Raw genomic sequence first — 3,016 nt, 5'->3', positions numbered from 1 at the left:
CGGGCGGGACGCGGCCGTCGCGGGACGGGTCCCGGCACCGGCGGTCGGGGCGGCGCCGGCGGTCGCGTCGCGGTCGGTCAGGGTCGTCGGCTCAGCCACGGCGTGCCGTCCTTCGCTGCAGGGCGTCCAGCAGGACCAGGACGACGACCGCCACGACGAGCAGCAGCACGGCGACGCTCGCGGCGCCGACCGGGTCCTGCGACTCGATGAGCTTGAGGATGTAGGCCGACGACACCTGGGTCTTGCCGATGAGGTTGGCCGAGATGAGGATGACGGACCCGAACTCGCCGAGCGCCCGCGCGAAGCTGAGCGCGGCGCCGGAGACGATGGCCGGCGCGATCGTCGGGAGCACGATGCGGCGGAACGTCGTCGCGCCGCTCGCGCCGAGGGACGCCGCGGCCTCCTCGACGTCGCGCTCCATGTCCAGGAGCACGGGCTGCACCGACCGCACGACGAACGGCAGCGTCACGAAGAGCAGCGCCAGCACGACGCCCGCCTGCGTGCCGACGAGGTTGACGCCGAACGGGCCCTGCGGGCCGTAGAGCGAGATGAGGACCAGGCCCGCGACGATCGTCGGGAGCGCGAACGGGATGTCGATGACGACCTCGACGGCGCGCTTGCCCCAGAAGTCGTCGCGCACGAGCACCCACGCGACGAGCGTCCCGACGACCGCGTTGACCGCAGTCACGAGCAGCGCGGCGCCGACCGTGAAGCGGATGGTCGCGACCGCCTCGGGCGTGGTGACCGCGTCCCAGAACGCGCCGAAGCCGTTCTCGAAGGCGGTCGACGCGAGCGCCGCGATCGGCAGCAGCACGAGCAGGCTCAGCCACAGCACGCCGACGCCGAGCCCGACGGCCGAGCCACGACCGAGCCGGGAGCGGCCGTCGGGGGCGGGGCGACGCCCGCGCGCGACCCGCGCGGGCGTCACCTCCTCGGTCCTGGTCAGGAGGGCCATGACCGTTACTTGCGCAGCTGCGCGACGAGACCGTTCTCCTTGTCGAAGAGCTCGGTGTTGACCGTCTTCCAGCCACCGAGGTCCTCGACCGTGACGATCTCGACGTCCGGGAACGGCTTCGAGGGGTCGTTCGCGCCCTCGACGTCCGTCGCGGCCTTCGCGTCGCCGACCGGACGGAAGCCCTTGCTGCCGAGGATGAGCTGACCCTCGTCGGACCGCACGAAGTCGAGGAAGTCCTTGGCCTGCTGCGGGGCGTCGACGGTCACGGCCGCGGCGTTCTCGATGAGGAACGTCGTGTCGGGCACGACGTAGTCGAGCGCGATGCCCGACGCGCGCGCGGCGATCGCCTCGTTCTCGTAGGAGATGAGCACGTCGCCCGTGCCGTTGACGAACGCCTCGGTCGCGGTGCGGCCGCTGTCGTTCCAGCTCACGACGTTGTCGACGAACGTGCCGAGGTACGACTCGGCGGCGGCCTTGTCGTCGTTCGCGCCGAGCGCCTGCGAGTAGGCGCCGAGCAGGTTCCACTTTGCCGAGCCCGACGTGCCCGGGTCCGCGGTGACGATCCCGACGCCGGGCTTCACGATGTCGTCCCAGCCCTCGACGCCCAGCGGGTTGCCCTCGCGGACCGCGATGACGACCACGGAGTGCGAGACGATCCCCTTGTCCTCGTCGGACGCCCAGTCCTCGGCGACAAGACCCTCGTCGGCGATGGCCTGCACGTCGGGCGTGAGCGACAGCGCGACGACGTCGGCCGGCTGGCCGGCGATGACCGCGCGGCTCTGCGCACCGCTCGCGCCGTAGGACGCGGCGATCGTGACGTTCTCCCCCTCGGGGGTCTCGGCGAACGCCTCGCCGAGCGCGTCGTAGGCCGACTTGATGACGGCGAAGCCGACGAGGTCGATGGTGGTGGGCTCGGCGGCCGCACCGGCGTCGGAGGTGCCGGACGCACCGGGCTCCGCGGCGTCCGAGGACGCACAGCCCGCGGCCGTCAGCAGGGAGACAGCCGCGATCGCGAGCGCCGTTCCGATCCGTGCTCGACGCGTGGTGCGGGCGTTCATGGGACTCCTCGAGGAGGGGGTCGTGCGGGGGCACGACGACGGGTCGATAAACCTGAGTAGGTCGGTCGCAATTGTAGGGAAGAGCATCCACGTTTTGACCAGCCCGTCTCACGTGCTGATCCGGAATACCCCCGGGGGGTACCGTGTTGGGACGGGTATGACCACGACCGGGGAGGCCACCGTGCACGGCTACACCGACGCGAAGGACGACTACCTCAAGCGGCTGCGCCGCATCGAGGGGCAGGTCCGCGGCATCGCGCGCATGGTCGACGAGGACGTCTACTGCATCGACGTCCTCACCCAGATCTCCGCCGTCACCAAGGCGCTCCAGGCCGTGAGCATCGGCCTGGTCGAGGACCACCTCGGCCACTGCGTCGTCGACGCGGCCCGCAAGTCCCCCGAGGAGGGCGCCGCGAAGGTCCGCGAGGCCTCCGACGCGATCGCCCGCCTCGTCCGCAGCTGACCCCGCTCCCCCCACCCGACCAAGGAGAGACCCATGTCCCAGACCACCACCTTCGGCGTCGACGGCATGACCTGCGGCCACTGCGTGCACGCGGTCACCACCGAGCTGTCCGCCCTCCCCGGCGTCACCGACGTCGCCGTCGACCTCGTGGTCGGCGGGTCGTCCACCGTCCGCGTCACGTCCGACGCCCCGCTCGCCGACGACACGGTCTCCGAGGCCGTCGTCGAGGCCGGCTACGCCGTCACCCCCCGGAGGTCCCTGCTGTGAGCACCCCGGACGAGCGCCCGACGACGGGCGCACCCGTCGCCCTCGTCGACCTCGACGTCGAGGGCATGACGTGCGCGTCGTGCGTCGCGCGCGTCGAGCGGCGCCTCAACCAGGTGCCGGGCGCGTCGGCGACCGTGAACCTCGCGCTCGAGACCGCGCACGTCGAGCTGCGGCCGTCCGACGACGGCAGCGTCGCGGACGACTCCGCGCTGCTCGCCGCGGTCCGGCGGGCCGGGTACGACGGTCGCGTCACGGCCCGTCGCGGGGACGCAC

Annotated in this window: 5 protein-coding genes; 3 read left to right on the top strand and 2 right to left on the bottom strand. The window is 72.3% G+C overall.

What is annotated here, in order from left to right; genetic code table 11:
• Positions 1 to 91 precede the first annotated feature (91 nt).
• Positions 92 to 955 (bottom strand): sulfate ABC transporter permease subunit CysT, encoded by an 864-nt coding sequence (gene cysT / locus HGA02_RS14915; protein WP_168679796.1) that lies wholly within the window; start codon positions 953 to 955, stop codon positions 92 to 94.
• A 5-nt stretch (positions 956 to 960) separates the two neighbouring features.
• Positions 961 to 2,013, bottom strand: a complete 1,053-nt coding sequence (locus tag HGA02_RS14910) for a sulfate ABC transporter substrate-binding protein (protein ID WP_168679794.1) — start codon at positions 2,011 to 2,013, stop codon at positions 961 to 963.
• A 157-nt stretch (positions 2,014 to 2,170) separates the two neighbouring features.
• On the opposite strand from HGA02_RS14910, the gene HGA02_RS14905 reads away from it, so the two are divergent.
• The 3 genes from HGA02_RS14905 to HGA02_RS14895 form a co-directional block, all read left to right on the top strand.
• Positions 2,171 to 2,476: a metal-sensitive transcriptional regulator gene (locus HGA02_RS14905; RefSeq protein ID WP_210728618.1), complete on the top strand. Its 306-nt coding sequence runs from the start codon at positions 2,171 to 2,173 to the stop codon at positions 2,474 to 2,476.
• 33 nt (positions 2,477 to 2,509) lie between these two features.
• Positions 2,510 to 2,743 (top strand): heavy-metal-associated domain-containing protein, encoded by a 234-nt coding sequence (locus HGA02_RS14900; protein WP_124341034.1) that lies wholly within the window; start codon positions 2,510 to 2,512, stop codon positions 2,741 to 2,743.
• On the top strand, positions 2,740 to 3,016 hold a 277-nt coding region (locus tag HGA02_RS14895), incomplete at its 3' end, for a heavy-metal-associated domain-containing protein (RefSeq protein ID WP_168679792.1). The genes HGA02_RS14900 and HGA02_RS14895, both read left to right, overlap by 4 nt.

The organism is Cellulomonas septica (genome assembly GCF_012396155.1).
Taxonomy (GTDB): Bacteria; Actinomycetota; Actinomycetes; order Actinomycetales; family Cellulomonadaceae; genus Cellulomonas; species Cellulomonas septica.
This window is presented reverse-complemented; position numbering and strand designations above follow the sequence as displayed.

What these genes read in the sequence shown, in the direction of transcription:
- cysT (WP_168679796.1), bottom strand. Translation starts at nt 955, where the DNA reads ATGGCCCTCCTGACCAGGACCGAGGAGGTGACGCCCGCGCGGGTCGCG.
- HGA02_RS14910 (WP_168679794.1), bottom strand. Translation starts at nt 2,013, where the DNA reads ATGAACGCCCGCACCACGCGTCGAGCACGGATCGGAACGGCGCTCGCG.
- HGA02_RS14905 (WP_210728618.1), top strand. Translation starts at nt 2,171, where the DNA reads ATGACCACGACCGGGGAGGCCACCGTGCACGGCTACACCGACGCGAAG.
- HGA02_RS14900 (WP_124341034.1), top strand. Translation starts at nt 2,510, where the DNA reads ATGTCCCAGACCACCACCTTCGGCGTCGACGGCATGACCTGCGGCCAC.